Origin of the sequence: Marinobacter bohaiensis (genome assembly GCF_003258515.1) — a bacterium.
Classification (GTDB): Bacteria; Pseudomonadota; Gammaproteobacteria; order Pseudomonadales; family Oleiphilaceae; genus Marinobacter_A; species Marinobacter_A bohaiensis.
On sequence record NZ_QGEH01000001.1, the window covers coordinates 1858224 to 1884939 of the forward strand.

The 26716-nt window shown below is 62.1% G+C and carries 25 protein-coding genes; 18 read left to right on the forward strand and 7 right to left on the reverse strand.

The window, feature by feature from the left end; translation table 11 throughout:
- Positions 1-160: 160 nt before the first annotated feature.
- From zwf to DKK67_RS08320, 3 genes are read left to right on the forward strand one after another with little or no spacing between them, the layout of a single operon-like run.
- Complete coding sequence (zwf, locus tag DKK67_RS08310) at positions 161-1636, forward strand: glucose-6-phosphate dehydrogenase (RefSeq protein WP_111495902.1); 1476 nt, start codon at positions 161-163, stop codon at positions 1634-1636.
- Positions 1629-2342 (forward strand): 6-phosphogluconolactonase, encoded by a 714-nt coding sequence (gene pgl / locus DKK67_RS08315; protein WP_228160548.1) that lies wholly within the window; start codon positions 1629-1631, stop codon positions 2340-2342. Before zwf ends, pgl begins: the two co-directional genes overlap by 8 nt.
- Positions 2343-2370: 28 nt before the next feature.
- Positions 2371-3024 (forward strand): bifunctional 4-hydroxy-2-oxoglutarate aldolase/2-dehydro-3-deoxy-phosphogluconate aldolase, encoded by a 654-nt coding sequence (locus DKK67_RS08320; RefSeq protein ID WP_111495904.1) that lies wholly within the window; start codon positions 2371-2373, stop codon positions 3022-3024.
- A 94-nt stretch (positions 3025-3118) separates the two neighbouring features.
- Here the strand turns inward: DKK67_RS08320 and DKK67_RS08325 are convergent, their stop codons facing one another.
- Positions 3119-4411 carry a M48 family metalloprotease gene (locus DKK67_RS08325; protein ID WP_204355807.1) on the reverse strand — a complete coding sequence of 431 codons (1293 nt, stop codon included), beginning with the start codon at positions 4409-4411 and terminating at the stop codon, positions 3119-3121.
- A 192-nt stretch (positions 4412-4603) separates the two neighbouring features.
- On the opposite strand from DKK67_RS08325, the gene DKK67_RS08330 reads away from it, so the two are divergent.
- From DKK67_RS08330 to DKK67_RS08355, 6 genes are all read left to right on the forward strand, one after another.
- Positions 4604-5350, forward strand: coding sequence for a DUF599 domain-containing protein (locus DKK67_RS08330; RefSeq protein WP_111495905.1), 747 nt, complete (start codon positions 4604-4606; stop codon positions 5348-5350).
- Between the two features lie 5 nt (positions 5351-5355).
- Entirely contained in the window at positions 5356-5832 is a 477-nt protein-coding gene (locus DKK67_RS08335) for a PaaI family thioesterase (protein WP_111495906.1), read from the forward strand.
- Positions 5829-6263, forward strand: a complete 435-nt coding sequence (locus DKK67_RS08340; protein ID WP_111495907.1) for a PaaI family thioesterase — start codon at positions 5829-5831, stop codon at positions 6261-6263. The genes DKK67_RS08335 and DKK67_RS08340 overlap by 4 nt, the downstream gene beginning before the upstream one ends.
- 207 nt (positions 6264-6470) lie before the next feature.
- Positions 6471-8378, forward strand: coding sequence for a molecular chaperone HtpG (htpG, locus tag DKK67_RS08345; RefSeq protein WP_111495908.1), 1908 nt, complete (start codon positions 6471-6473; stop codon positions 8376-8378).
- Complete coding sequence (locus DKK67_RS08350; protein ID WP_111495909.1) at positions 8378-8596, forward strand: DUF2835 domain-containing protein; 219 nt, start codon at positions 8378-8380, stop codon at positions 8594-8596. Before htpG ends, DKK67_RS08350 begins: the two co-directional genes overlap by 1 nt.
- A 386-nt stretch (positions 8597-8982) precedes the next feature.
- Positions 8983-9960, forward strand: coding sequence for a tRNA dihydrouridine synthase (locus DKK67_RS08355; protein ID WP_111495910.1), 978 nt, complete (start codon positions 8983-8985; stop codon positions 9958-9960).
- 72 nt (positions 9961-10032) lie between these two features.
- On the opposite strand, the gene DKK67_RS08360 is transcribed toward DKK67_RS08355, so the two are convergent.
- Entirely contained in the window at positions 10033-11763 is a 1731-nt protein-coding gene (locus DKK67_RS08360; protein ID WP_111495911.1) for a proline--tRNA ligase, read from the reverse strand.
- Positions 11764-11997: 234 nt separating this feature from the next.
- Between DKK67_RS08360 and DKK67_RS08365 the strand changes: the two genes are divergently transcribed.
- The 3 genes from DKK67_RS08365 to DKK67_RS08375 all read left to right on the forward strand — a co-directional run bounded on the left by DKK67_RS08365 (position 11998) and on the right by DKK67_RS08375 (position 13682).
- Entirely contained in the window at positions 11998-12402 is a 405-nt protein-coding gene (locus DKK67_RS08365) for a PaaI family thioesterase (RefSeq protein ID WP_228160619.1), read from the forward strand.
- A gap of 40 nt (positions 12403-12442) precedes the next feature.
- On the forward strand, positions 12443-13054 hold the full coding sequence (locus tag DKK67_RS08370) for a TetR/AcrR family transcriptional regulator (protein WP_111495913.1): 612 nt from the start codon (positions 12443-12445) through the stop codon (positions 13052-13054).
- 70 nt (positions 13055-13124) lie between these two features.
- Complete coding sequence (locus DKK67_RS08375) at positions 13125-13682, forward strand: lipocalin family protein (protein ID WP_228160549.1); 558 nt, start codon at positions 13125-13127, stop codon at positions 13680-13682.
- An 18-nt stretch (positions 13683-13700) separates the two neighbouring features.
- Here DKK67_RS08375 and DKK67_RS08380 read toward each other — a convergent pair whose 3' ends face one another.
- Complete coding sequence (locus DKK67_RS08380) at positions 13701-14189, reverse strand: Lrp/AsnC family transcriptional regulator (protein WP_111495915.1); 489 nt, start codon at positions 14187-14189, stop codon at positions 13701-13703.
- A 271-nt stretch (positions 14190-14460) separates the two neighbouring features.
- Between DKK67_RS08380 and leuA the strand changes: the two genes are divergently transcribed.
- Positions 14461-16143 (forward strand): 2-isopropylmalate synthase, encoded by a 1683-nt coding sequence (gene leuA, locus DKK67_RS08385; RefSeq protein ID WP_111495916.1) that lies wholly within the window; start codon positions 14461-14463, stop codon positions 16141-16143.
- 92 nt (positions 16144-16235) lie between these two features.
- Here leuA and DKK67_RS08390 read toward each other — a convergent pair whose 3' ends face one another.
- The 4 genes from DKK67_RS08390 to xseA form a co-directional block, all read right to left on the reverse strand.
- The gene (locus DKK67_RS08390) at positions 16236-16445 is read right to left on the reverse strand and encodes a cold-shock protein (RefSeq protein WP_111495917.1); all 210 of its coding nucleotides are present in this window, start codon (positions 16443-16445) and stop codon (positions 16236-16238) included.
- Between the two features lie 202 nt (positions 16446-16647).
- Positions 16648-16827, reverse strand: a complete 180-nt coding sequence (locus DKK67_RS21560; RefSeq protein ID WP_162628690.1) for a hypothetical protein — start codon at positions 16825-16827, stop codon at positions 16648-16650.
- On the reverse strand, positions 16799-18673 hold the full coding sequence (locus DKK67_RS08395) for a propionyl-CoA synthetase (protein ID WP_111495918.1): 1875 nt from the start codon (positions 18671-18673) through the stop codon (positions 16799-16801). The genes DKK67_RS21560 and DKK67_RS08395 overlap by 29 nt, the downstream gene beginning before the upstream one ends.
- Positions 18674-18818: 145 nt before the next feature.
- Positions 18819-20198 carry an exodeoxyribonuclease VII large subunit gene (gene xseA, locus DKK67_RS08400; RefSeq protein WP_111495919.1) on the reverse strand — a complete coding sequence of 460 codons (1380 nt, stop codon included), beginning with the start codon at positions 20196-20198 and terminating at the stop codon, positions 18819-18821.
- Positions 20199-20528: 330 nt separating this feature from the next.
- Here xseA and guaB point away from each other — a divergent pair, with 330 nt between their 5' ends.
- The 5 genes from guaB to DKK67_RS08425 all read left to right on the forward strand — a co-directional run bounded on the left by guaB (position 20529) and on the right by DKK67_RS08425 (position 26714).
- On the forward strand, positions 20529-21992 hold the full coding sequence (gene guaB, locus DKK67_RS08405; RefSeq protein ID WP_111495920.1) for an IMP dehydrogenase: 1464 nt from the start codon (positions 20529-20531) through the stop codon (positions 21990-21992).
- 137 nt (positions 21993-22129) lie between these two features.
- A complete protein-coding gene (guaA, locus tag DKK67_RS08410) occupies positions 22130-23707 on the forward strand; it encodes a glutamine-hydrolyzing GMP synthase (RefSeq protein ID WP_111495921.1) in 1578 nt (525 codons plus the stop codon).
- A gap of 79 nt (positions 23708-23786) precedes the next feature.
- On the forward strand, positions 23787-24293 hold the full coding sequence (gene tadA / locus DKK67_RS08415; RefSeq protein ID WP_407657813.1) for a tRNA adenosine(34) deaminase TadA: 507 nt from the start codon (positions 23787-23789) through the stop codon (positions 24291-24293).
- Positions 24294-24343: 50 nt separating this feature from the next.
- Entirely contained in the window at positions 24344-25330 is a 987-nt protein-coding gene (gene galE / locus DKK67_RS08420) for a UDP-glucose 4-epimerase GalE (RefSeq protein ID WP_111495923.1), read from the forward strand.
- A 34-nt stretch (positions 25331-25364) separates the two neighbouring features.
- Positions 25365-26714, forward strand: coding sequence for a UDP-glucose dehydrogenase family protein (locus DKK67_RS08425; protein ID WP_111495924.1), 1350 nt, complete (start codon positions 25365-25367; stop codon positions 26712-26714).
- The last annotated feature ends 2 nt before the right edge of the window (positions 26715-26716 follow it).

Genomic DNA, 26716 nt, shown 5'->3' on the forward strand with positions numbered 1-26716 from the left:
CCCGATTATTCTTGGAATCGGTGGCTTTTGATGCCATTATTTTGTCAAAATTACTACATTGCCGCATTCCTGTGAATGGGTGGACTGGGTTCCGCCCGTCGGGCCGACAGGCCGATGTTGCAGGATCGTCCAGAAAACAGGTTGAAGGACTGTCATAAGAATGAGCCGGAAAAACGAAAATCAGTGCGACCTGATCATGTTCGGCGCACTGGGGGACCTGGCGCAGCGTAAACTGTTTCCTGCCCTTTACCAACTGGAAGCCGCTGGCCTGCTGGCGCCGAAAACCCGGATTCTGGCTCTGGCCAGACAGGAACTGGACACAGCCGGCGCCCGCGAGAAGCTGAAAGCCAAGCTGAAAGAACACATCAAGCCGGACGAGCAGGACGAAGGGGCCATGACCAAGCTCCTGTCGCGCATCGATTACCAACGGCTGGATTTCGCCAACACCGACGATTACGTGAGCCTGCGTGAATGGCGTGAAACCGGTGGCGGTGCGCTGATCGTCTATATGGCCACGCCGCCTTCCATCTACGGCATGATCGCCCGCAACCTGAAACAGACCCAGTGCATCGACACCGCCACCCGCGTTGTGGTGGAGAAGCCGATCGGGCACGATCTGGAGTCTTCCGAAGAGATCAACGACCAGCTGGCGGAAGTGTTCAACGAGAACCAGCTGTTCCGGATCGACCACTACCTGGGTAAAGAAACCGTCCAGAACCTGATTGCCCTGCGCTTCGCCAACAACCTGTTTGCCTCCCAGTGGAACCAGGATCACATCTCCCACGTGGAAATCACCGTGGCCGAGAGTGTCGGAATTGAGGGGCGTTGGGGGTATTTCGACCAGGCCGGCCAGATGCGGGACATGATCCAGAATCACCTCCTGCAGCTGCTGTGCCTCATTGCCATGGATCCGCCGTCGGACCTGTCCGCGGACAGCATCCGTGATGAGAAGGTCAAGGTGCTCAAGGCCCTTCGGCCGATTACGCCGGACCTGGTGGAAACCCACCTGGTGCGCGGTCAGTACACAGCCGGTACGGCGGCCGGAAAGCCGGTACCCGGATACCTGGAAGAGGAAGATGCGGTGCGCGGCAGCACCACCGAGACCTTCGTGGCGCTCAAGGCCGAAATTTCCAACTGGCGCTGGTCCGGCGTGCCGTTCTACATCCGCACCGGCAAGCGGATGCCGGAGAAACTGTCGCAGATCATCATCCACTTCAAGCCGGCACCGCACTACATTTTTGATCCGGACCAGAAGCACCTGGCCAACAACAAGCTGATCATTCGTCTGCAGCCGGATGAGGGTATGTCCCTGCAGATCCTGACCAAGGATCAGGGCCTGGACAAAGGCATGCGTCTGCGTCAGGGCCCGCTGGAGCTGACATTCTCCGAGACGTTCCAGCAGGAGCGGATTCCGGACGCCTATGAGCGTCTCTTGTGGGAGGCCATGAAGGGCAACCAGTACCTGTTCGTGCGCCGTGACGAGGTGGAATACGCCTGGCGCTGGGTTGACCGCGTGATCGCCAACTGGGAAGAGCACGCATCGCCGCCCAAGCGCTATGCGGCGGGTACCTGGGGGCCGGTGGCATCCATTGCACTGATTACTCGTGATGGCAGGAGCTGGTATGAAGATGCCTGAGATTGACTGGCCGGCCACCGTAGAGCCGGCCCTGGGCGAAAACCCTGACGCGGTCGCCGCCGAGCTGGCCGACCGCGTTGGCGAGCGACTGGAAGGGGCGCTGGCTGAGCGTGATCGCGCGAGCCTGGCGTTGTCCGGCGGCAGCACACCGAAGCCTTTCTTCGAGAAGCTTCGGGACAAGCCGCTCGACTGGTCCCGTGTCGATGTAACGCTGGTCGATGAGCGTTGGGTGACCCCGGACTCGCCGGACAGCAACGAAAAATTGCTGCGTGAGCATTTCCTGCAGGGCGCCGCGTCGGCGGCACGGTTCGTGCCGATGAAGCAGAAGCACGAGAGCGCCAATGCCGGCCAGCCGCTGGCGGAGGAGGCCCTGGCCGATATCGCCTGGCCCCTGGACGTGCTGATCCTGGGGATGGGCAATGACGGGCATACCGCGTCGCTGTTCCCGGACGCGCCGGAGATCGATCGCGCGCTCGATCCCAGCCAGCCTTATCGCTGCATGGCGTTGCACCCGGCTTCCCAGCCGCAGGCGCGGCTATCGCTGACGCGAACCGTCCTGGAACAGGCCAGCTGGACCGCGCTCCATCTCAAGGGTGAGGACAAGCTTGAGACCCTCAAGGTGGCCTTGAGCGACATGCCGTCGATACGTGAAATGCCGATCCGGGCTTTCCTGTCGACGGGCCTGACGCTGTTCTGGAGCCCCTGAATCCGTTTCATAAAGAGAGATCGTTTCGATGCCTTCATTATTGACTGAAGCCCATCGTCAGCAGGTGCAGGCCGTTCTGGATGCCTGTCCCCTGGTGCCGGTGATCGCCATCAACAAGCCGGAAGAGGCGTTGCCGCTGGGTCGTGCCCTCGTTGCCGGCGGCATCAAGGTGCTGGAGATCACCCTGAGAACCCCTTACGGCCTGGACGCCATCCGCGAGCTGCGTGCCGAGCTGCCGGACGCCTGGGTGGGCGCCGGTACCGTGACCACCGTCGAGCAGTACCGGCAGGTGGAAGAGGCGGGTGCCCAGTTCGTCATTACGCCAGGTCTGACCCAGAGCCTGCTGGATTACTCCATTACGGCCAAGGCACCGCTGCTGCCGGGTATTTCCACCATCTCCGAGATGATGATGGGATATGAGCGTGGCTTCCGGCATTTCAAGTTCTTCCCGGCGGAAGCCTCGGGCGGTCGCCCGGCGCTGAAAGCCTTTGCCGGTCCTTTCGGTGACGTGGTGTTCTGTCCAACCGGCGGCATCAGCCCGGATACTGCCAGTGATTATCTGGCGCTGCCCAACGTGGTGGCCGTAGGCGGCAGCTGGCTGACCCCGAAAGATGCCATTGCCGCCGGCGATTGGGATAAGGTCACTGAGGTGGCCCGGGACAGCCTGGAGCGCCTCAAGTAAGCGTTCCGGCCCGTTCATGCCCGCATAAGAAAGGCGCCCCGATGTGGGCGCCTTTTTCGTTTCGACATGACGCCAGGGAGCGTCATCACGTCTCTCAGGACTGTTGCAGATCGGCCAGCTTGCGGCGGGCTTCGTTGCCGATTTCGCCTTCGACGTCGGCGATAGCGGAGTAGTACTGGACCGCTTCGTCCTTGCGTCCCTGCCTGGCGGCGATATCGCCCAGTCGCAGGTAGGCGATGGAGGTCGGGACCACATCGTTGGCCGCTTTCAGGTCAGCCTGTGCGGCATCCAACTGGTCCGCGTCGAGGTAGCCCAGGCCGCGGTGGATGCGGTAGCTGAACATCTCGGGGTAGAGTGAAACCGCTTTGTCGAAATCCTTCAGTGCGGCCGTGGACTTGTCCTGCTCCTCAAGAATCTGTCCGCGAAGCACGTAAAAGGCGGGCTCGTTGGGTTCGATACGAATGGCTTCGTTGATTTTCTTCAGCGCGCCGTCCAGGTTTTCGGCCTGCGCCATTTCCAGGGCCTTTTCCTGAGCGTCGTAGGCCGGTTGCTTGCTACGCAGGTAGGCCAGGTGGTTGCTGTACTCCTGCTTGCCGCGGAAGCCGCCCGGGTTGCCCAGTTCGTCGACCAGGGCCTGGTTGGCGTTGACGCGCTCCTGCGAAGGCGGGTGGGAGGCGAACAGGCCGTCGACCCAGCTGGCGTTCTGCCCCTCCGACAGCTTTACGAAGATTCTCTGCAGTTCCACCGCAGCCTGCGGGTCGTAGCCGGCCCGCACCATGTACTCGATGCCGTAGTGATCTGATTCCAGCTCATGGCCCTGGCTGTATTGCGCCATGGTCAGTTGGCTGCCCACGGCGGCGCCACCCATGATCAGTGACGCGTAGTCGTTGTCGGACAACGCGATCCCCAGGCCGGCGATCCCCGCGTTGAGGAGCATGCCCTGCTGCATGCGCTGCACGCTGTGGCGAGCGGCGGCGTGTACGATCTCGTGGCCCAGCACGGAGGCCAGCTGCGCTTCGTCTTCCAGCTTGGTGAGCAGTCCCCGGTTGATGGCGATTTTGCCCGAGGGCAGAGCCCAGGCATTGGGGACGCCGCTGTTGAGCACCACGAACTCGTAGGGCAGGTCGGGGCGGTCGCTGACCCTGGCCAGCTTCTGTCCCACCTTCGACACGTACGCCGCCAGCTCCGGATCGGCCGTGTATTCGCCGCCCTGGATCTGCACGGTGGGCTTGTATTGCTCCTCGCCCAGGGCCATTTCCTGGCTTTCGGAAATCAGCGACAGCTGGCTCTCCCCGGTGACCGGGTTAACCGAGCAGCCGGTCAGGATGAGCGCCAGGGTGGCGAGCAGGGTAGCGGGTAACACGTTCAATCGCACAGCGAACTCCATCATCCAACGATTTCATGTTTCAGGTTATAACACAGTTGTGTGGGTCTTCGGTGCCTGCCGGCAAAACAGGCTTAGCTGTCTGTATTATGGCGACATTCCGGGGCATTCTGTATCATTTTGAGGATCGGGCTCCGGCCCGCCCCGGGCCAAATCGGCCCCGTCTTCACCACCCTGATAACGGATCGTTTCCGGATGGTACCTTTTCTGGACCTGATTGCCCTGGCCTGGTTTCTTGTGTGCTGGCTGGGTTACAGCGAGTATTCCCGACGCAAGGCCGACGACCGGCCCTGCCTTTCCAACACCCTGGACCTGTACCGCGAGGACTGGATGCGGGGCATGCTGAGTCGCGGCAACCGAATCGCCGACGCTTCGGTGGTGGGGAACCTGGAGCGCAATGGCGCCTTCTTCGCTTCCAGTTGCCTGCTGATCCTGGCGGGTCTGTTGACCGCCATGGGTTATACCCAGGAAGTGATGGAAGTGTTCAGTTCCCTGCCGTTTGCCAGCAGCGGCAACCGGGTGGTCTGGGAGATCCGCCTGTTCATGCTGATGCTGGTGTTCGTCTACGCCTTCTTCAAGTTCACCTGGTCCATGCGCATGTACAATTTCGCCTCGGTTCTGATTGGCGGTGCCCCGTTGAACGACGACAAGCAGGTGTCGCCGGCGGCCCGCGAGGCCTTCGCGCGCAGCTCAGCCCGGGTGTGCAGCCTGGCCGGTGATGCCTTCAACCTGGGGCTGCGTTCGTACTATTACGCGCTGGCGGTGGTAACCTGGTTTGTCCACCCCGCCTGCTTTATCGTGGCGTCCAGTCTGGTGGTTTTCATCCTCTATCGCCGGGAGTTCAAATCGGATGCCCTGGACGCACTGCGTTCCGGCAAGGTGTTCGATGATCCAGCCTCCAAATCGAAGGACGACGCCGAGTCGTCGGCAACTGCAAGGTAGAACAGATGACGAACGATCGGACCCGGTTCGACCGGGTCAGCCGGTTTATCGAAACCCTGGCCCAGGCCAGGGAACTGGGCGTGAGCGTCGAGGAAGCGCGGGACAACCACCTGGTCCTCAAGCTACCGTACAGCGACCGCATCATCGGCAATCCGGACACCCGGATCATCCACGGTGGCGCGATCACCACGTTGATGGACACGACGTCCGGTTCCGTGGTGCTGTGCGCGCTGGACGAGTTTGAGCTGTGTCCCACCCTCGACTTGCGGGTGGATTACATGCGCCCGGCGGTTCCGGACGAGCCGGTATACGCTCGGGCCGAGGCGTATCGCGTCACGCGCAATATCATCTTCACCCGTTGCGAGGCGTATCAGGCCCACGACAACCAGACCATTGCCAATTGCGTGGCGACCTTCATGCGCATTGGCAAGGAAGCCACGCCCAAGGCGTACCGGGACCAGATCACGGGAGACGACGCATGACCAGTCCCGAAGTCCTTCGTTATACCCAGGAAACCGGCGACTTCTCACGGATGCTGGCGGAGATTCCCTATGCCCAGACCATCGGCTTGGCCTGCGACCGGTTCGGCGACGATCTGATCTTCCGCCTCCCGCGCAAGCCGGAGAACCTGGGTAACCCGGTGTTGCCGGCCATCCACGGTGGAGTGATCGGTGGTTTCATGGAGCTGTCGGCGGCCATCTATCTGATGATGTCCCAGGACACGTTGCGCATGCCGCGGATCGTCGACTTCTCCCTCGACTACCTGCGTGCCGGCCTGGACCGGGAAACCTACGCCGAGTGCCGGCTGACCCGCCAGGGAAACCGGGTCGCCAATGTGATGATCACCGCCTGGCAGAAGTCCCGCAATGAACCCATTGCCACCGCCCGGGCGCATTTCCTGATGGAGGACTGAGCCCGCCAGCGGTGTTGTCCGGGCAGACTGCGGTGCGGATTACCGTGCGAAGTGCCGGGCGAATCCGGTGGCCGCATGCCAGCTTGCCCAATCCTCTTGAAATGGGGGCGAGTGCCCCAATCTCCTTTGCCAGACCCAATGGGCCCGTTCCGTCAAGCGGGCCCTGTGACTGTTTAGACAGGTACTGAGTAAGGAGATACAGCCACCATGACGGTCGAGACGCAGAAAGAAACCCTGGGCTTCCAGACCGAGGTGAAGCAGTTGCTTCACCTGATGATCCATTCGCTTTACTCCAACAAGGAAATCTTCCTGCGGGAGTTGGTATCCAACGCTTCCGATGCCGAGGACAAGCTGCGCTTTGCCGCGCTGAAGGATGACGGCCTCTTTGAGGACGATCCCGATCTCAGGATCCGCCTGGCCTACGACAAGGAAGCGAATACCGTCACCCTGAGTGATAACGGCATCGGCATGAGCCGTGACGACGTGATCGAGAACCTGGGCACCATCGCCCGGTCCGGCACCGCCGAATTCCTCAGTCAGCTCACCGGTGACGAGAAGAAAGACAGCAAGCTGATCGGTCAGTTTGGTGTGGGTTTCTATTCCGCCTTTATCGTCGCCGACCGCGTCGAGGTCTTCACCCGTCGCGCCGGACTGCCGGCGGAAGAGGGCGTTCACTGGGAGTCGACCGGTGATGGCGAATTCACCATTGAGCAGACCGATCGCGCCGCACGCGGCACCGAAATTGTGCTGCACCTGAAGCCGGAAGCGTCCGAGTTCGCCGACGGCCACCGCCTGCGCAGCCTGATCAAGAAGTACTCCGACCACATTTCCTTCCCGGTTGTCATGAAGGCCGAAGAGCCGGCCGACGAAGACGGCAACGAACCGGAAGCGAAGGAAGAGACCGTCAACGAAGCCACGGCGCTGTGGACCCTGCCGCGTACCGAGATCAAGGCCGAGGAGTACAAGGGCTTCTACAAGCACATCGCCCACGACTTCGAGGACCCGCTGACCTGGTCCCACAACAAGGTGGAAGGCAAGCTGGATTACACCAGCCTGCTGTACATCCCCAAGCGCGCGCCGTTCGACCTGTACAACCGCGAAGCGCCGCGTGGCATCAAGCTGTACGTCCAGCGCGTGTTCATCATGGACCACGCCGAGCAGTTCCTGCCGCTGTACATGCGCTTCGTCAAAGGCGTGGTGGACTCCAACGATCTGTCGCTGAACGTCTCCCGTGAGATTCTCCAGAACGACAGCACCGTGGAGAGCATCAAGTCCGCGCTGACCAAGCGTGTCCTGGACATGCTGGGCAAGCTGGCGAAGAAAGAGCCGGAGGAATACCAGGGCTTCTGGAACGAGTTTGGCACCGTGCTCAAGGAAGGTCCGGCCGAGGACTTCAGCAACCGCGAGAAGATCGCCGGCCTGTTGCGTTTCGCGTCCACCCACAGCGGTGAGCCGACGGAAAACGTGTCGCTGGCCGATTACGTCGGGCGCATGAAGGAAGGTCAGAAGAAGATCTACTACATCACCGCCGACAGCTTCACCGCGGCCAAGAGCAGCCCGCATCTGGAAGTCTTCCGTAAGAAGGGTATCGAGGTGCTGATCCTGTCCGATCGCATTGACGAGTGGATGATGGGTTACCTCACTGAGTTCGACGGCACACAGCTGCAGGACGTCGCGCGCGGCGAGCTGGATCTGGGCGAGGTCGAGACCGAGGAAGACAAGAAGCACCAGGAAGAAGCTACCGAAGCCCACAAAGGGCTGCTGGAGCGGATCAAGACGGCGCTGGACGACCGGGTCCAGGAGGTGCGCGTAACCAACCGCCTGACCGAATCGCCGGCCTGTCTCGTGGTGGGTGACTTCGACATGGGCGCCCAGATGAAGAAGATCATGGAGGCCGCCGGCCAGAAAGTGCCGGACAGCAAGCCGATCTTCGAGATCAACGTGGAGCACCCGCTGGTGGCACGTCTGGAGTCGGAAGCATCGGACGATCAGTTCGCCGATCTCGCCGCCGTACTCTTCGACCAGGCGACCCTGGCCAGCGGTGAGCAGCTTCAGGATCCGGGCAGCTACGTCAGCCGCCTGAACCGTCTGTTGCTGGACATGAGCAACCGTTGATGCAGTCCATTGTGGTGGATATCGCCATCGGCCCTGAAGAGTGGATCCGACTCTATCAGGGCACGGCCCACCACGTTCATGCGGTGTCCCGGGACGGACGTTCCGTCCAGTTCCCGGCCCGCATCCTTTCCCGCTTTGCCTTACGCGACGGCGTGAACGGCTCCTTCCGCATCGATTTCGACGATCAGGGCCGGTTCCAGGCCATTTCCCGCCTCTGAAGCAGGTCGTGCCAGGTGTTCCGTTTTCGGTCCCCTCGCTGTGCCACCGTCCATACACATCGCCATCTATAGAAAATTACTTTTAAAATATTAAAGGCAATTGATTATATTGTCGGTCGGCCATTTCCTAGAATGATGTTCATAGGGCCCATGCAGCCCGGACATCAGAATCAGGGAGAGAGACCATCATGAAACACGGCCAGAATAACCGGACGCTGATCCGCTGGATCGAGTACTACGCCAATTTCGCGCTGTCCCAGTAAGGGGCAGCGGACGCCGATTACCCCACCCAACGAACACTCTCTTTGGCCGGTTGCGGAAGCTACCGGCTTTTTTTTGCCCGGATTATCCCTACAATGCGCGGCAGATACTTCCGGAAGAATGCCATGCGCCTGTTTCTCGCCCCGATGGAGGGGCTGGTCGACTGTTACATCCGCGAACTGCTGACGGCCGTCGGTGGGATCGACCGTTGTGTGACCGAGTTCATTCGGGTGACCCGCGGCCAGTTGCCGCCCCGGGTGTTCTATCGTTTTGCCCCCGAACTGCGTCAGGGGTCGGTGACCCGCGCCGGGGTGCCGGTTGCGGTTCAACTGCTGGGCTCCCATGTGTCGCAGGTGGCCTGGCACGCCGCCAGGGCGGTGGAGCTGGGCGCGCCCCAGATCGACCTGAACTTCGGCTGCCCGGCCAAGACGGTGAACAAGCATAAAGGCGGCTCCATTCTCATGCGTGAGCCGGATTTGATGCATGCCCTGGTGTCGGCCGTGCGTGAGGCGGTCCCGGCGGAGATCCCGGTCACGGCCAAGATGCGGCTGGGTTACGACGACCGCTCGATGGGCGTGGCCTGCGGCGAAGCGCTGGCGGACGCCGGCGCCGATGAGATCTGCATCCATGCCCGCAGCAAGGTGGACGGCTATCGTCCGCCGGCTTACTGGGAGGAAATCGCCCGGGTGCGGGAGCGGGTCAGCGTTCCGGTCATCGCTAACGGCGATGTCTGGTCGGTGGCCGACTACTGGCGCTGCCGCGAGATTTCCGGCTGTGACGACGTGATGATCGGCCGGGGCCTGGTGGCGCAGCCGGACCTGGCTCGCCAGATCAAGGCGAGTCAGGCGGGAGAGCCCTGTGATCCGATGCCTTGGCGTGATGTTGTGCCGTTGTTGATTGACTACAGCCAGACGCTGCAAACGTTTCTTGAGCCGCGTTATGTCACCGGTCGCATCAAACAATGGCTGAACTACACGCGCCGCCCTTACGCCGAGGCGGATGCCGCCTGGAGTCAGGTCAAGCGGATGAACGATCCTGACGAGGTGTGCCGGCTGCTGAGGGCCAGTGCGGGTTTGGTTGGGGAACTGGCCGAGAGCGCCTGACGGCGACGGCCGGGGAAACCGTTTCGGGAAAGGGCAATGCCGGCGCCCGCGGGCGCCGGCGGCATCGCGCGCTTAGCGTTTTGGCTTGGCGGCGTCTACCAGGAAGGAGAGGGCGTCACCGGCCGGGATGTCCTGGCGGTCCGCATCGCTGCGCCCCTTGTATTCCAGGGTGCCGGCTTCCAGACCGCGGTCGGACACCACCACCCGGTGGGGGATGCCGATCAGCTCCATGTCCGCGAATTTCACGCCCGGCCGTTCGTTACGGTCGTCCAGCAGCACGTCCAGGCCGGCATCGCGCAGATCACTGTACAGTTTTTCCGCCGCTTCCCGGACCGCCGGCGACTTGTGCCCATTGAGGGTGACCACGACCACCTGGAACGGCGCGATAGCCGTCGGCCAGAGGATGCCTTTGTCGTCGTGGTTCTGCTCGATGGCGGCCGCCACGATTCGCGATACGCCAATGCCGTAACAACCCATGTCGAGCAGGGCGGACTTGCCGTTCTCGTCCAGTACGGTGGCGTTCATCGCCCGGCTGTATTTGTTGCCCAGCTTGAAGATGTGGCCCACTTCGATGCCGCGCTTGATTTCCAGGTGGCCATCACCGGTCGGGCTGGGGTCGCCTTCGACGATGTTGCGCAGGTCCTCGACCCGGCCCAGGGGCAGGTCGCGCTCCCAGTTGACGCCGGTCAGGTGCACATCATCGGTGTTGGCGCCGCAGATGAAATCGGCCAGATGGGCGGCGCTGCGGTCGACGATGACCGGAATTGGCAGATCGACCGGGCCAATGGAGCCGGTACCGCAGCCGACGGTTGCCTTGATCTCTTCGTCCGTCGCCATGGTCAGCGGCTCGGCCACGTCCGGCAGGTTTTCCGCCTTGATTTCGTTCAGTTCGTGGTCGCCACGAAGCACCAGCGCCAGCAGGCCCTGGTTGCCGTCGTCATCGGCGGCGGCCTTGACGATCAGCGTCTTGATTGTGCGTGCCGCATCCACCTTCAGGAAGGCGGCCAGGTCGGCGATGGTGTGCTGGTCCGGGGTGTCGACCCGGGCCATATCCTCGCCTGGCGCCGGACGTTCACCGGCCGGTGCTACGGCCTCGGCCTTCTCGATGTTGGCGGCGTACTGGCCGCCGCTGCTGAAGGCGATGGCGTCTTCGCCCGAGGAGGCCAGCACATGGAACTCGTGGGACGAACTACCGCCGATCGCTCCGGAATCGGCTTCCACCGGGCGGTAGTCGAGGCCCAGCCGGTCGAAGATGTTGCAGTAGGTGCGGTGCATGACCTGATAGGTTTCGTCCAGGGAGGCCTGATCGATGTGGAACGAGTAGGCGTCCTTCATGACGAATTCGCGAGCGCGCATCACACCGAAGCGCGGCCGGCGCTCGTCACGGAATTTGGTCTGGATCTGGTAGAAGTTCGCCGGCAGCTCCTTGTAGCTCTTGAGCTCGTTGCGCATGAGGTCGGTGATGACTTCCTCGTGGGTCGGGCCAAAGCAGAAGTCGCGGCCGTGCCGGTCGTTGAGGCGCAGCAGCTCGCCGCCGTACTGTTCCCAGCGCCCGGATTCCTGCCACAGCTCAGCGGGCTGGATGGCTGGCATCAGCACTTCCTGGGCGCCGCTCCTGTCCATTTCCTCGCGGACGATCCGTTCCACCTTGCGCAGAACCCGAAGCCCCATTGGCAGCCAGGTGTACAGGCCGGCGGCGAGTTTGCGGATCATGCCCGCACGGAGCATGAGCTGGTGACTGACGATTTCCGCGTCGGAGGGAGTTTCTTTCAGTGTGGCAATCAGATAACGGCTTGCGCGCATCTCGGAATCCGTATTCTTTATATGGGTTATCGGTCAGCGATACCGGTCGACTTGTTTCCTGCAGCGCTTGCTGCCGTCGTCGCGACCGGCGGGCTATTCCTATCATTCGATCAGCCCGTTATTGTACGGAGCCGGTACGGTTACGTACAGGCAAAGGTGCCCGGCCTTTCAGGCACGCTTTCGAGTAGACCAAAAGGGCGCCAGCAACAATAATTAAAGGAGAACGTCATGACGTTGAGTGCCAGCGAGGTGGAGTCGCTGATTCGCGATGGGGTGCCCATGGCGGGGGACATCGACTTCCGCGTGGAGGCGGTCGATAACGGCTTTGCCCGAACCCGGGTACCGTTTGCCGGCAATCTGGTGCGTCCGGGCGGGACGCTGTCCGGCCCGGTGCAGATGGCGCTGGCCGATGCCTCGATGTATGCCGCCATCCTCGCCTCGCTGGGACGGGTGGAAATGGCGGTCACCAGTAACCTGAACATCAATTTCCTGCAGAAGCCGGCGGCGGCCGACCTGATCGCCGAGGCCGTGGTTCTGCGAATGGGGCGCCGCCTGGCGTTCTGCGAAGTCCGCTTGCTGTCCGGCGAGGAAGAGCGTCTGGTGGCGCACGTGACCGGGAGCTACGCTTTGCCGGCCTGACGGTGGGCCTGTGTGGGGTGGCTCGACAGGGTGCGATGCCATGACTCACGCCAGTGAACATAGCCAGCGGCGGACGCCCCGACAGGCGCGCAGTCGGGAGCGGGTGGAAGCCATTCTCGAACATGCCTCGCGGATCTTCCATGAGTCCGGGGTGGATGGCACCAGCATGTCCGCCATTGCCCGCAGCGCTGACATGTCCCTGGCGTCACTCTATCGCTATTTCCCCAACAAGTCGGCGGTCGTCCGTGCCATCGCCGAGCGTCATGTGGTCCGGCTGGAACACGTTCTGCGTGAGCGTCTGGCCGCGTGCCGGCCCGACACCGTGGCGGAAACGCTGTTGGAGGTTTACTTCGCCTTCTACCGCGAAGAGCCGGCCTACCAGGCCATCTGGGCGGGCGTTGAAGCCATGCCGGAGCTGCAGGCGCTGGATCTTGATGAGCTCCGGGCCAACGCGGCGGATCTGGATGTCTACCTGGCGAGACATTTCCCGGACCTGCCGGTGGCGCGCCGTCACGCGGCCAGCATGATGCTGCCCCGTGCGTGCGGCAGTCTGCTGAGGCTGGCCATGACTTTGCCTGAGTCAAGCGGGCGGGCCTTGCTGGATGAACTGAAACGGATGGTCCGGGCGTACCTCCATGCGCTTGAAGATTGAACGTCTTCTCCAGACTAACCCTCTCGCTGACTGGCTTGAGGATGGAATCTTGACCAAAAGGAGTCTCCCGGTGGCTGTCAGCCTCAAATACCCCCTTTCACTGTTTCTGGTTGTGCTGTTGGCCGGTTGCACCGGCGTGCCAGATCGCGTTCAGCCGGTCACGGGTTTCCAGCCCGACCGATACCTGGGCACCTGGTATGAAATCGCCCGCTTGTCGCATCCCTTCGAAGAGGGGTTGAGCTACGTGCAGGCGACCTACACCGAGAACGAAGACGGCAGCATCGATGTCCTGAACGAGGGTTTCAATGCGGAAGAGGGCCAATGGGAGCGGGCCGACGGTGTCGCCAAATTTGTGGGCGAGCCTGAGACCGCGCACCTGAAGGTGTCCTTCTTCGGGCCGTTTTACGCCAGTTATGTCGTGATGGCGCTGGACAAGCAGGGTTACCAGTACTCCCTGGTGACCGGGCCGGACCGGGATTACCTGTGGATCCTGTCGCGGAAACCGACCCTGGACGAGCCGACCCGGCAGCGCCTGGTGGCCCAAGCGCGGGATGCCGGCTATCCGGTGGACGATCTGATCTGGGTGAACCAGTCCGGCAAGCCGCCGGTCCCACGCCCGCAACGCTGATGCGCGACGCCCTGCGGTTTACAGGTAGCCCAGCGGCAGGGCGGTGCTGTCGATCACACGCCGCAGCACGAAGCTGGAGTGGACGCCGCTGACCCCCTGGATCCGGGTGATCTTGTTGAGCAGGAACTCGTGGTAGACGTCCATGTCCGGCACCACCACTTTCAGCATGTAGTCCGCGTCCTGGCCGGTGATCAGGTAGCATTCCTGCACTTCGGGGTACTCGCCCACCTGTCGTTCGAAAGCCTCGAAGCGCTCCGGCGTATGACGGTCCATCCCGATCAGGATGATCGCCGTCAACGCCAGCCCCAGCTTCTTGTGGTCAAGCACCGTCACCCGGCGCAGGATGATACCGGCGTCCTCCAGTGCCCGTACGCGGCGGGAGCAGGGCGACGGCGACAGGCCCACCCGCTCCGACAGCTCCTGGTTGCTCAGCTCGCCGTGGCGTTGCAATTCATCGAGGATTTTACGGTCAATACGATCGAGTTTGATCAGGTTTTTGTCGCTCATGATAGAAAATGCCAAGTTCGATTGATTTGGTGGCAGGGTCTACCAATCATGGCGGTAATCGGAGAAAATTAGCAAGCACATTGCGCTTGTGTTTTCCTATCCTGTATCTCGTTGTCGACAGTCCCCGCCACCGATCCGGGGTGAGGGGATGTCGGCAGCCAAGCGCTGACCCGGTGCATGTCCAGGCCAAAAGCCGCAGGACACGGAACACAGGATACCGAGCCCGTAAACAGGCGGGCCTTTATTTCACTTGAACCAGCAAGGAATCATCATGGCTTTCGATCATCGCAAATACGTTGCCTTCCAGCCGGTACGCAAGACCGACCGTCGCTGGCCCGACCAGGTTATCCAACACGCGCCGACCTGGTGTGCCGTTGACCTGCGGGATGGTAACCAGGCGCTAGTCAAGCCGATGTCGGTGGCGCAGAAGCAGCGCCTGTTCGACTTGCTGGTCAAGATCGGCATGAAAGAGATTGAGATCGGTTTCCCCGCCGCGAGCCAGCCGGACTTCGATTTCTGCCGCAAGCTCATCGAAGAGGACCGTGTGCCGGACGACGTGCACATCCAGGTGCTGACCCAGGCGCGTCCGGAATTGATTGCACGGACCTACGAAGCCTTGAAGGGCGCCAGGAATGCGATCGTTCACGTCTATAACTCCACCTCCACGGTGCAGCGGGAGAAGGTTTTCCGCATGGATCGTGAGGGCATCAAGGAGATCGCGGTGAACGGCGCGCGCATCGTCAAGGCGCACGCGGAGAAAGAGCCCAACACCAACTGGACTTTCCAGTATTCGCCGGAGAGTTTCACCGGCACCGAACTGGATTTTGCCGTCGAGGTGGTGGATGCGGTCAACGATGTCTGGCGTCCGGATCAGGGCCAACCGGTCATCATCAACCTCCCGGCGACGGTGGAGATGGCCACGCCGAACGTGTTTGCCGACCAGATCGAGTGGGTCTGCGACAACGTCAAGTACCGCGAGCACATCCAGATCAGCGTGCACACCCACAACGACCGGGGCTGTGGTGTTGCCGCCGCCGAGCTGGCGGTCATGGCTGGTGCCGACCGGGTGGAAGGCACCTTGATGGGCAACGGCGAGCGCACCGGTAACATGGATCTGGTCACCATGGCCATGAACGTGTACTCCCAGGGCATCGATCCCAAGCTGGATCTGTCCGGCATGGCCGAGATCACCGATGTGGTCGAAGCCTGTACCGAGATTCCGACGCATCCGCGTCATCCGTACGCCGGCGAGCTGGTTTTCACCGCCTTCTCAGGCAGTCACCAGGATGCAATCCGCAAATGCCTGTCCACCTACAGCGAAGGCGACAAGTGGGAAATCGCGTATCTGCCGATTGATCCGCGCGATCTGGGGCGTCGTTACGAGGAAGTGGTGCGCATCAACAGTCAGTCCGGCAAGGGCGGCGTGGCCTATGTCCTGGAGAGGGATTACAACATCGCGATGCCCCGCTGGCTGCAGATCGAATTCTCCAAGGTGGTGCAGAATGCCGCGGAAACCGAAGGCGGCGAGGTGGATTCCGATACCATCCACCGGCTGTTCGAGGAGAAGTACCTGGCGGTACGTCCGGACTGGCGTCTGCGGGCCTACGACCTGCATCGCACCGATGAAAGCGTGAAGGCCACCATTGAGATTGGCGAAGAGCAGCGCGAGAAGCTCTCCGGCGCCGGTCTGGGTGCGGTGGAAGCCGTGGCGGCAGCGCTGGAGGAGCGCTTTGGCGTGACCCTGGCGGTGGAGGCCTACGATGAGTTCGCGCTGGGCGAGGGCACCAATGCCAACGCCATGGCCTGCATCCGTATCCAGGTGAACGGTGAGCCGCACAGTGCCGCGGCGCTGGCCGAGGACACCACGTCGGCCATCATGCAGGCGCTGTTGTCGGCGGTGGCCAACCACGTGGCCGTCGCTGAGTCGGGTAGCGCGGGGCGCGCAACGGCCTGATCAGCGGGGCAGACACGAAAAAGCCGACACCGGAGTGTCGGCTTTTTTATGGGCCAGCCATGCCACGAAGGTGACCGGCCAAATCATGCGGGTCACAGCGGGGTTACATTTTCCGCCTGAGGTCCCTTCGGTCCCTGGGTCACAGTAAACTGCACCTGTTGACCTTCAGCCAGTGTACGGAAGCCACTCGCGTTAATGGCGCTGTAGTGAACGAAAACGTCACTGCCGCCTTCCTGAGCAATAAAACCAAAGCCCTTAGCTTCATTGAACCACTTTACATGGCCAGTTTTGGTATCCGACATTTATCTTCTTTCCTGTATTTCTGAGATTGAAGCCCGTTACGGGGTAGGCCTTTTCCGGAGAAAAAGCGGATGTGCTGAGATTCAACAGAGAGTACCGAGGAAGGGACCAACGCAGAGCAATTCAAGCTGACCGTGGTAACGCTTTCACAGAATACCGCTGTCTTTCCACAGCAAATTCAGTATAGACCTTGATCAAAGGCCGTCAAAGAAAATATTCGGCCCAAAAAACAGGTATTTCCGGGGAGTTCGGTGCTTTTTTGCTGTTTTCGGTCCGGGTAAGCGCCGATTTGACCGGGGTGCTCGCCCGGACCGAAAGTTTGTTCTTTTTCAACAGGTTCAGCGCAACCCGGCGATCAGCGCCTGAAACGGTCTTCAATGTCACCGAGGATGGCCGGGTCGTCGATGGTCGACGGCACTGAATAGTCATCGCCGTCGGCGATGCTGCGCAGCACACGCCTGAGGATCTTGCCGGAACGCGTCTTGGGCAGGCGGTCGACGATCATGGCGCGGCGGAAAAAGGCCACCGCGCCGATGCGTTCCCGCACCATGTCCACCAGCTCTTCCTCCAGTTCGTCCTGCTCGATGGTGGCGCCGTCCTTGAGCAACACCAGGCCCACCGGCACCTGCCCGCGCATCTCATCCTGCACGCCGATCACACAGCACTCCGCCACGGCCGGGTGGGAGGCCACCACTTCCTCCATTTCACCCGTCGATAGCCGGTGCCCGGCCACGTTGATGACGTCGTCGGTGCGTCCCATGATGAAGACGTAGCCATCCTCGTCGATGAAGCCGCCGTCACCGGAACTGTAGTAGCCAGGCATCGGGGCGAGGTAGGTTTTGACGAAACGTGCCTGATCGCCCCAGATGCCGCTCAGGCAGCCTGGCGGCAGCGGCAGCCCTACCGCCACCAGGCCTTGCTCTCCGGGCGGTAGCGGGGTGCCGTTGAAATCCAGTATCCGCACGTTGTAGCCGGGGGACGGCATGGTCGCCGAGCCGGGTTTGGTGGGCAGGGTCTGCAGCCCCACCGGGTTACAGCAGATGGCCCAGCCGGTTTCGGTTTGCCACCAGTGGTCGAGTACCGGCAGTCCGGTCTTCTCTCGAAGCCAGTCATAGGTCGGTGGATCGAGCCGCTCGCCGGCCAGCAGGATGCGGTGCAGGGACGAAATATCGTACTTGAGCAGTTCGTCCGCTTCCGGATCTTCCTTGCGCACGGCCCGGAAGGCGGTGGGCGCGGTGAACAGGATGTTAACCCGGTGATCGGCACAGACGCGCCAGAAAGCCCCGGCATCCGGCGTCTTCACCGGTTTGCCTTCGTAGAGAATGGTGGTGCAGCCGGTAATCAGCGGCCCGTAGACGATGTAGCTGTGGCCCACGACCCAGCCGACGTCCGACGCTGCCCAGAACACGTCGCCGGGCTTGGCGCCGTAGACCAGCGACATGCTGTAGCGCATGGCCACCGCGTGGCCGCCGTTGTCCCGCACCACGCCCTTGGGTTTGCCGGTGGTGCCGGAGGTGTAGAGGATGTAGAGCGGATCGCCGGATTTCACCGGCACAGGGTCTACGGGGCTGGCCTGGGCTTCCTGTTCGTGCCAGTCGAGATCGCGACCGCTGACCAGCGTTGCTTCCACTTGCGGCCGTGCCAGCACAATGCAGCACTGGGGCTTGTGCTGGGCCTCATCGATGGCCGCGTCCACCAGCGGTTTGTAGGGAATCACCTTCTGCACTTCGATACCGCAGGATGCGGTCAGGATTACTTTCGGACGGGCGTCGTCGATGCGTACGGCCAGTTCGTGGGCCGCAAATCCGCCGAACACCACCGAGTGGATGGCGCCAAGTCGGGCGCAGGCCAGCATGCCGATGACGGCTTCCGGGATCATGGGCATGTAGATGATCACGCGGTCACCCTTGCTGACGCCCTGCTCGGCCAGGGCACCGGCGAAGCGCGCCACCCGGTCAGTCAGTTCGTCGTAGGTGAAGGTCTGTTTCTGACCCGTGACCGGCGAGTCGTAAACCAGCGCGGCCTGGTCGCCGCGACCGTTGCGGATGTGAGCGTCGAGGGCCAGGTCGCAGGTGTTGAGTTCACCGTCCTCGAACCAGGTGTAAGTGTGCTCGTCGCTCTGGGTGAGGATTCGTTGTGGTGGCCGCATCCAGTCGATCTGCCGGGCTTTTTCCTTCCAGAAGGCTTCCGGCTGATCAATGGACGCGCGAAATTCGTCACGGTAACTCATGGAACCACCTCGCTTATTATCGGCATTGTGAAGGACGGTTTTCCTCCACTTTAGGTGGTTGTTTTTTAGTCGCCACTAGACAATGGGCTAACGGCGGCCAGGCATCGCTGGCGCGCCGGAAAACCGCGCTGCCCGGCCCGCCGGATCAGTCGTCGTCGAGCGGCCTGGCGGGCGTGTCGTCCGGGTGAACGGCGGTCACCATTGCCTCGATCGACCCCTCGCCCAGGCGGGCGGTGATGCCGTCGCCGGCATAAAGATCGGAGGCGCGGCGAATTACGGATTTCTCCGGCGTGCCGACGATGGCGTAACCGCGATCCAGGGTGGCCAGTGGGCTGACCAGGTGCAGGGATTGCCCGGCGTGAGTCAGTCGTTCTTTCTGTTCGGTCAGGCGCCAGCCGATGGCGCGGCTGAGGCGTTCTCCCAGCTGGCGAGTCGTGGTCAGTCGGTCGTTGAGCAGGCGCTGCGGGTTCTGGGCGTCGAGCCGCTGTCGCTGTTGCTGCACCTGGCCTTGCAGGCGCTCAAGGCGCTGGCCGAGGACACCCTGCAGCCGCAGATCAAGTTCATCCAGGCGCTGCTGGTGCATCTGCAGCTCGCGGCGCGGATCGCGCAACCGTTGACCCAGGTGGCCCAACTGCTGGCTGGCGTGGCGCAGCAGGCGGCGCATGACGCTGTCCAGGCGATGGAATTGCTGGTCGAGCGTGCGCTGCCAGGCGCTCTGGTCCGGCGCCAGATGCTCGGCCGCGGCGGAGGGCGTGGGCGCGCGCAGATCGGCGACGAAATCGGCGATGCTAAAGTCGACCTCGTGGCCCACGGCGCTGACCGTGGGCAGGGCGCAGCCGGCGAGGGCGCGGGCTACCTTCTCTTCGTTGAACGGCCACAGGTCTTCCAGCGAGCCGCCGCCGCGACCGACGATCAGCACATCCGCGACGCCGTGACGCTGGGCGTTGTCGATGGCGGCGACGATCTCGTCCGCGGCACCGGCGCCCTGGACCGACGTCGGGTAGAGGGTGACCGGAATCCCCGGGCAGCGACGCTTGAGCACCGTCAGAATGTCATGCACGGCGGCCCCGGTGGGGGAGGTAACGACGCCAATATGGCGTGGCACGGCGGGCAGGGCTTTCTTGCGGCTGTCCTCAAAAAGACCTTCCGCCTGCAGCTTCTGCTTGAGCGCTTCGAAGGCTTGCTGCAGGGCGCCGAGACCGGCGGGCTCCAGGCTCTCGGCGATGATCTGGTAATCGCCCCGGCTCTCGTACAGCGTGACCTTGCCCCGGATCAGCACCTGGTCGCCTTCCTTGGGGCGGGTGCCGATTTTCTGGTTGTGCCCGCGGAACATGGCGCAGCGTACCTGGCTCTTGGCGTCCTTGAGGGTGAAATACCAGTGTCCTGATGCCGGGCGCGAGAAGGACGACAGCTCGCCCTCCACCCACACCTGCAGGAAACTGACCTCCAGCAGATGTCGTACCTGGTGGTTCAGCTCGCTGACGGAAAGCGCGCGCGGGCGTGAGGCGGTGGCGGTTATATCCATAATATATAGGGGTTTTCCGAGAACCTTGGTGGTTAAAACAGGCGCAATTTCAAAAGGATGCAATAAAACAGGGTGATAATGCAGGTTGTCTGTACATTCACACCCTCATATAATAGATCGATTAAAGGGAGCGATGATAAACACGCTTCGGCAACTCCTCCAGTCCCGACCGGAAATCGAACCCTCTCGGGCCAGCTGGATACAGGTGCTGAAGCGTTTGTTTTATCTGAATTCCCTGATAGCTGCCGGACCTGCCTTTCCAATTCCAGTGCCGGCGTCTTCAGGGACAGGCCTCCCGGAAATTTAGCACGTTAGATTAAGGCGGGTCCCATGCTGCGTATTGCCGAAGAAGCCCTCACGTTCGATGACGTCCTCCTCGTTCCCGGTTATTCCGAAGTCCTGCCCAAGGATGTCAGCCTTGAGACGCAGCTGACGAAGGGCATTTCCCTGAACATTCCCCTGGTCTCTGCGGCCATGGACACCGTCACCGGTTCCGATCTGGCCATCGCCATGGCGCAGGAAGGCGGGATTGGCATCATCCACAAGAACATGAGCGTCGAGCAGCAGGCCGCTGCCGTTCGCAAGGTCAAGAAATACGAGAGCGGTGTGGTGAAAGACCCGATCACGGTCTCGCCCGATACCACGGTACGCGAGCTGATCGACATCACCGCCGCCAACAGCATCTCCGGCCTGCCGGTGGTGGACGGTCGTGACCTGGTGGGTATCGTCACCGGTCGCGACATCCGTTTCGAAAGCGGTCTGGATACCCGGGTGTCCGATATCATGACCCCCAAGGAAAAACTGGTCACCGCCAAAGAAGGCGCCAGCCTCGACGAGGTCAAGAACCTGCTGCACCGTCATCGCATCGAGAAGGTGCTGGTGGTCAACGACGATTTCCAGCTGCGTGGCCTGATCACCGTCAAGGATATCCAGAAAGCCAAGGATTACCCGCTGGCCTGCAAAGACGAGCAGGGTCGCCTGCGTGTCGGCGCTGCGGTGGGTACCGGTGGTGACACCGAAGCACGACTCGCGGCGCTGGTGGAAGCCGGCGTTGACGTGGTCGTGATCGACACCGCCCACGGCCATTCCCGCGGCGTGATCGAGCGTGTTCGCTGGACCAAGGAGAAGTATCCGGATGTCCAGGTGATTGGCGGCAACATTGCCACTGCCGAGGCGGCTCTGGCTTTGGCGGACGCCGGCGCGGACGCGGTCAAGGTGGGTATCGGCCCCGGTTCCATCTGTACCACTCGCATCGTCGCCGGTATCGGCGTGCCTCAGATTACCGCCGTTTCCAATGTCGCGGCGGCGCTGAAGGATCGCGGTGTTCCGCTGATCGCCGATGGCGGCGTCCGTTTCTCCGGTGACCTGGCCAAGGCCCTGGCGGCCGGCGCCTACAGCGTTATGGTTGGCAGCCTGCTGGCCGGTACCGACGAAGCACCGGGTGAAGTTGAGCTTTACCAGGGCCGTAGCTACAAGGCGTATCGTGGCATGGGCTCCCTGGGAGCGATGGGGCAGGGCTCCAGCGACCGTTACTTCCAGGATGCCAGCGAGGGTGTCGAGAAGCTGGTGCCGGAAGGTATTGAGGGTCGCGTGGCCTGCAAAGGCCCGATGCGCGCCATCGTGCATCAGCTGATGGGCGGCGTGCGCGCTTCCATGGGTTACACCGGTTGCGCCAACATGGACGAGATGCGTACACGGCCGCAGTTCTCGCGCATCACCAACGCGGGCATGCGTGAGAGCCACGTCCACGACGTGACCATCACCAAGGAAGCGCCGAACTATCGCGTCGGCTGATTCCAGCGGTGAATGATGACAGGCAAGCGGACAGCGCCGCTTCGCCGCTCGGGACTTGAGGCCGGCGCCTTGAGTCCGCTACCGGGGTGCGGGATATTGACTCGTGCCCCGTTCGTTTTTTCTGAGTTGAGGATTTCATGGTTCAAAACATTCATGACCACCGCATTCTGATCCTGGATTTTGGTTCCCAGTACACCCAGCTGATTGCCCGCCGCGTTCGTGAGATCGGTGTCTACTGTGAAATCCGTGCGTTCGATGTCACGGCCGAAGACATCGCCGAGTTCCGTCCCAAAGGCATCATTCTCGCCGGCAGCCCCGAATCGGTGACCGACCTGGGTGGGCCGCGCCCGCCGGAAGGGCTTTTCGACCAGGGTATCCCGGTGCTGGGTATCTGCTACGGCATGCAGGCGATGGCCGAGCAGCTCGGCGGCCGGGTGGCCAGCTCCGAGAAGCGCGAGTTTGGTTATGCCCAGGTCAAGGTCCGTGCCGAGGGGCCGTTGCTGAAAGACATCACCGATCACCTCACCGAGCAGGGCGAGTCCCTCCTGGACGTGTGGATGAGCCATGGTGACAAGGTCGTGGCCTTGCCGGATGGCTTCGAGCTGCTGGCCTCCACCGAAAGCGCACCGATCGCCGCGATGCAGAACGTCGAGCGCAAGCTCTACGGCGTCCAGTTCCACCCGGAAGTGACCCACACCCTGCAGGGCAAACGCATTCTGGAGCACTTCGTGCGGAACATCGCCGACTGTGAAGCGCTCTGGACCCCGGCCCAGATCGTCGACGACGCGGTGCGCCAGATTCGCGAACAGGTGGGTTCCGAGAAGGTGCTGCTGGGGCTGTCCGGTGGCGTCGATTCGTCCGTGACCGCGGCGTTGCTGCACAAGGCCATCGGTGACCAGCTCACCTGCGTGTTCGTGGACAACGGCCTGCTGCGTCTGCACGAGGGCGATCAGGTCATGGATATGTTCTCACGCAACATGGGCGTGAAAGTGATTCGCGCCGATTCCGAAGACCTGTTCCTGTCCAAGCTCAAGGGCGTGACCGATCCGGAAGAGAAGCGCAAGGTCATCGGCAATACCTTCATCGACGTGTTTGATGACGAGGCTACCCGCATCAAGGACGTCAACTGGCTGGCCCAGGGCACCATCTACCCGGACGTGATCGAGTCCGCCGCGTCCAAGACCGGCAAGGCTCACGTCATCAAATCCCACCACAATGTGGGCGGGTTGCCGGAGACCATGAAGCTCAAGCTGGTCGAGCCGCTGCGCGAGCTGTTCAAGGACGAGGTGCGCCGCATAGGCCTGGAGCTGGGCCTGCCCTACGACATGCTCTACCGTCACCCGTTCCCGGGGCCGGGGCTGGGTGTGCGCATTCTGGGCGAGGTGAAGAAGGAATATGCCGACATCCTGCGTCGTGCCGATGCCATCTTCCTCGAAGAGCTGCATCGTGCCGACTATTACCACAAGGTCAGCCAGGCCTTCGCGGTCTTCCTGCCGGTGAAGTCGGTCGGCGTTGTCGGCGATGCCCGCCGTTACGAATATGTCATCGCCGTGCGCGCGGTCGAGACGGTCGATTTCATGACCGCCCGCTGGGCACACCTCCCGTACGAGCTGCTTGAGACCGTGTCGAGCCGGATCATCAACGAAATTTCCGGCGTATCGCGGGTCACCTACGACATTTCCTCCAAGCCGCCCGCCACGATTGAGTGGGAATAAGTCGCGCTCACCAGAGTGGAAATTTAACGGGATGGTAACGGAGCAGGCGAGTCATCAGGCGCAAGAGGATGTACGCTGGATGACTCGTGCCCTGGCTCTGGCCGAACAGGCGGCCTCAATCGGTGAAGTACCGGTTGGGGCCGTCGTCGTGTTGGACGGCCGCGAAATCGGTGCCGGGTTCAACGCGCCTATCTCCGGATGCGATCCCACCGCCCATGCGGAAATGCGTGCGCTGCGTGATGCGGCGCTGCGGGTGGGGAACTATCGCCTGTCCGGTGCTACGCTCTACGTGACGATCGAGCCGTGCACCATGTGTGCCGGTGCCCTGGTTCACAGCCGTATCTCGCGACTGGTATACGGCGCTACGGAGCCCAAGGCGGGCGCTATCGAATCGTCGGCCCGGGTACTTGAGGGCGAGGCCATGAACTGGCAGATCGAAGTGGTCGCCGGTGTCATGGCGCAAGCCTGTAGCGACCGGATGAGCACGTTCTTTGCAGCACGAAGAAAAGCGATCAAGGAACAGCGCCGGCAAAAGCGCCAGGGACAGAGGGGCGAGAACGGGCAGGGACCGGCCAGCCAGGGCTAGCGCGGGCCAACTCCTGCTCCAACTGACATCGGGAACGGAAAGGGAAAGCGATGAAAGTTCTGGTTACCGGCGGAGCCGGTTATATTGGCAGTCACGTGGTGCGCCAGCTGGGCGAAGCCGGGCACGACGTTGTGGTCTATGACAATCTCTCCACCGGCCATCGCTGGGCCGTCACCTGCGGTGAGCTGGTCGTGGGTGACCTGGCGGACGAAGCGGCGCTGCAGGCCCTGTTCGAAGCGCACGATTTTGAGGCGGTGCTGCACTTCGCCGCGGCCATCGTGGTGCCGGAATCTGTGGCCAACCCGCTCAAGTACTACAGCAACAACACCCGCAACACCCTGAATCTTCTCAAGGCTGTCGAGCGCCACGAGGTGCCCTACATGGTGTTTTCCTCCACGGCGGCGGTCTATGGCATGCCCGATGCAGAGATTCTCACCGAGGATATGCCCCTGGCGCCGATCAACCCGTACGGCGCGTCGAAAATGATGAGTGAGCGCATGATCATGGACCTGGCGGCTGCCAGTTCACTCAACTACGTGATCCTGCGTTACTTCAACGTTGCCGGCGCCAATCCCGACGGCCTGCTGGGGCAGGCCACGCCGGAGGCCACGCACCTGATCAAAGTGGCCTGCGAGTGTGTGACCGGCGCGCGCGAGGGCATGCAGATTTTTGGAACCGATTACGGCACGCGGGATGGCACCTGCGTGCGCGATTATATCCACGTCGAAGACCTGGCCAAGGCGCACGTCATGGCCCTGGATCATATGAAACAGGGTGGGGCGTCCGATGTACTCAATTGCGGCTACGGTCGCGGCTTCACCGTGCGTGAGGTGATCGACGTGGTGAAACGGCTTTCCGGCTCCGATTTTCCGGTTAACGAAACCGGGCGACGGGCCGGGGACCCGGCTGCGCTGATGGCGGATAACTCGAAAATTACCCGAACGCTGGGTTGGCAGCCCGACTACGACAACCTCGATACCATTGTCGGGAACGCGCTGGCCTGGGAGCAGATCTGGCAGGACCGCCAGAAAGGCTGATACAGAATTCGTAACGCTTTAAAAGGAAGAGTGCATGAAAATCACGATCTTCGGAACTGGGTATGTAGGACTGGTGACCGGCGCCTGTCTGGCTGACGTTGGCCACGAAGTCCTGTGCATGGATGTGGACCCGGAAAAAATCGACAAGCTGCGCAGCGGCATCATCCCCATCTATGAGCCGGGGCTGGAGTCGATTGTTGCCCATAACGCCTCGGCAGGCCGCCTGCTGTTTACCACCGATACCGCTGAGGCGGTCGCGCACGGCGATGTGCAGTTCATCGCGGTCGGTACGCCGCCGGATGAGGACGGCTCCGCTGACCTGCAGTATGTCACGGCGGTGGCCCGTTCGATTGGTCAGCATATGAGCGACTACAAGGTCGTCGTGGACAAATCCACCGTGCCGGTTGGCACCGCCGACAAGGTGCGAGCGGCTCTGCGTGCGGAGCTGGACAAGCGCGGCGAAGAGCTGGATTTCGACGTGGTCTCCAACCCCGAGTTTCTGAAGGAAGGCGCGGCCGTGGCCGACTTCATGAAGCCGGATCGCATTGTCGTGGGCACCGAAAGCGACAAGGCGGAGGAAATCCTGCGCGAGGTCTACTACCCGTTCAACCGTAACCACGACCGTATGATCTTCATGGACGTGCGTTCGGCCGAGCTGACCAAGTACGCCGCCAACGCCATGCTGGCCACCAAGATCAGCTTCATGAACGAGATCGCCAATCTGGCCGAGCGCCTGGGCGCGGATATCGAAGCGGTGCGTCGTGGCATCGGTTCCGATCCGCGCATTGGCTACCACTTCATCTATCCGGGTTGCGGCTACGGCGGCTCATGCTTCCCGAAAGACGTCACGGCGCTGTCCCGCACGGCCCGCGACTGCGACTACGAGGCGCGCCTGCTGAACGCCGTCGAGGCGGTCAACATGGCCCAGAAGCACGTGCTGTTCGACAAGGTCAGCCACTACTTCGGCGGCGACCTGTCAGGCAAGACCATTGCCCTGTGGGGGCTGGCGTTCAAGCCCAATACCGACGACATGCGCGAAGCGTCCTCCCGTGTGCTGATGGAGTCGCTCTGGAAGGCCGGTGCCCGGGTCCAGGCCTACGATCCGGAAGCCATGCAGGAAACCCAGCGGATCTACGGCGAAGAGCCGGGTCTGCAGCTGTGTGGCACCAAGGAGCAGGCCATGAAGGGCGCCGATGCCCTGGTCATCTGCACCGAGTGGAAAGAGTTCCGCCTGCCGGACTTCGCCGCGATTGCCGAGGCACTGAAGCATCCGGTGGTATTCGACGGTCGTAACCTCTATGCGCCGGACATGGTCGAGCGCCATGGCCTTGTTTACTATGCTATAGGTAGAGGTAAGACTCAGTTTTCCGCAACCGGGAGCTAAGC

Coding starts and splice junctions, on each gene's coding strand:
- zwf (WP_111495902.1), top strand. CDS start 161: ATGAGCCGGAAAAACGAAAATCAGTGCGACCTGATCATGTTCGGCGCA.
- pgl (WP_228160548.1), top strand. CDS start 1,629: ATGCCTGAGATTGACTGGCCGGCCACCGTAGAGCCGGCCCTGGGCGAA.
- DKK67_RS08320 (WP_111495904.1), top strand. CDS start 2,371: ATGCCTTCATTATTGACTGAAGCCCATCGTCAGCAGGTGCAGGCCGTT.
- DKK67_RS08325 (WP_204355807.1), bottom strand. CDS start 4,411: ATGGAGTTCGCTGTGCGATTGAACGTGTTACCCGCTACCCTGCTCGCC.
- DKK67_RS08330 (WP_111495905.1), top strand. CDS start 4,604: ATGGTACCTTTTCTGGACCTGATTGCCCTGGCCTGGTTTCTTGTGTGC.
- DKK67_RS08335 (WP_111495906.1), top strand. CDS start 5,356: ATGACGAACGATCGGACCCGGTTCGACCGGGTCAGCCGGTTTATCGAA.
- DKK67_RS08340 (WP_111495907.1), top strand. CDS start 5,829: ATGACCAGTCCCGAAGTCCTTCGTTATACCCAGGAAACCGGCGACTTC.
- htpG (WP_111495908.1), top strand. CDS start 6,471: ATGACGGTCGAGACGCAGAAAGAAACCCTGGGCTTCCAGACCGAGGTG.
- DKK67_RS08350 (WP_111495909.1), top strand. CDS start 8,378: ATGCAGTCCATTGTGGTGGATATCGCCATCGGCCCTGAAGAGTGGATC.
- DKK67_RS08355 (WP_111495910.1), top strand. CDS start 8,983: ATGCGCCTGTTTCTCGCCCCGATGGAGGGGCTGGTCGACTGTTACATC.
- DKK67_RS08360 (WP_111495911.1), bottom strand. CDS start 11,763: ATGCGCGCAAGCCGTTATCTGATTGCCACACTGAAAGAAACTCCCTCC.
- DKK67_RS08370 (WP_111495913.1), top strand. CDS start 12,443: ATGACTCACGCCAGTGAACATAGCCAGCGGCGGACGCCCCGACAGGCG.
- DKK67_RS08380 (WP_111495915.1), bottom strand. CDS start 14,189: ATGAGCGACAAAAACCTGATCAAACTCGATCGTATTGACCGTAAAATC.
- leuA (WP_111495916.1), top strand. CDS start 14,461: ATGGCTTTCGATCATCGCAAATACGTTGCCTTCCAGCCGGTACGCAAG.
- DKK67_RS08390 (WP_111495917.1), bottom strand. CDS start 16,445: ATGTCGGATACCAAAACTGGCCATGTAAAGTGGTTCAATGAAGCTAAG.
- DKK67_RS08395 (WP_111495918.1), bottom strand. CDS start 18,673: ATGAGTTACCGTGACGAATTTCGCGCGTCCATTGATCAGCCGGAAGCC.
- xseA (WP_111495919.1), bottom strand. CDS start 20,198: ATGGATATAACCGCCACCGCCTCACGCCCGCGCGCGCTTTCCGTCAGC.
- guaB (WP_111495920.1), top strand. CDS start 20,529: ATGCTGCGTATTGCCGAAGAAGCCCTCACGTTCGATGACGTCCTCCTC.
- guaA (WP_111495921.1), top strand. CDS start 22,130: ATGGTTCAAAACATTCATGACCACCGCATTCTGATCCTGGATTTTGGT.
- tadA (WP_407657813.1), top strand. CDS start 23,787: ATGACTCGTGCCCTGGCTCTGGCCGAACAGGCGGCCTCAATCGGTGAA.
- galE (WP_111495923.1), top strand. CDS start 24,344: ATGAAAGTTCTGGTTACCGGCGGAGCCGGTTATATTGGCAGTCACGTG.
- DKK67_RS08425 (WP_111495924.1), top strand. CDS start 25,365: ATGAAAATCACGATCTTCGGAACTGGGTATGTAGGACTGGTGACCGGC.